Here is a 695-nt window from a genome sequence, read left to right on the forward strand (position 1 = left end):
GTAGTCTATGAACTAAGGAATGAATTCTCGGTGAAAGCACTTATAAAGTTGGCAGATATTCCACGTAGTACATACTATTACTATGTAAAGCATTTAGATCGTCCAGACAAAGATGCAGAATTAAAAATACTTATAAAAGAAATTTATGATGAACACAAAGGACGGTATGGTTATCGTCGTATTAGAGATGAACTTGTGAATCACGGATCCAAAGTTAATCATAAAAAAGTTCAACGAATCATGAAGGAATTAGGGTTGAAAAGTATGGTTCGTATGAAGAAATACCGCTCGTATAAAGGAAAAGTAGGTAAGACGGCACCAAACATATTGGACCGTAACTTCAAGGCGGAGAAGCCAAATGAAAAATGGGTAACGGACATAACAGAATTTAAATTATTTGGAGAGAAACTCTATCTATCTCCTATTCTAGATTTATTTAACGGTGAAATCATCACGTACACCATTGGTTCCAGACCAACCTACTCTCTTGTCTCAGAAATGTTAGAGAAGTCTTTTGAACGAATATCAGATAATGATGAGTTAATTATCCACTCGGATCAGGGATGGCATTACCAAATGAAACAGTATCGTCATGCCTTAAAAGAACATGGAATAACACAAAGCATGTCACGTAAAGGAAACTGTTATGACAACGCCGTTATAGAGAATTTCTTTGGAATTATGAAGTCTGAATT

At 35.4% G+C, this 695-nt stretch carries 1 protein-coding gene; it reads left to right on the forward strand.

All coding sequences use genetic code 11. From position 1 onward, the window contains the following. On the forward strand, positions 1–695 hold a 695-nt coding region (locus J0N78_RS25530; protein WP_209125866.1), incomplete at both ends, for an IS3 family transposase.

Origin of the sequence: Alkalihalobacillus sp. BA299 (genome assembly GCF_017745675.1) — a bacterium.
Classification (GTDB): domain Bacteria; phylum Bacillota; class Bacilli; order Bacillales; family Bacillaceae_F; genus Alkalihalobacterium.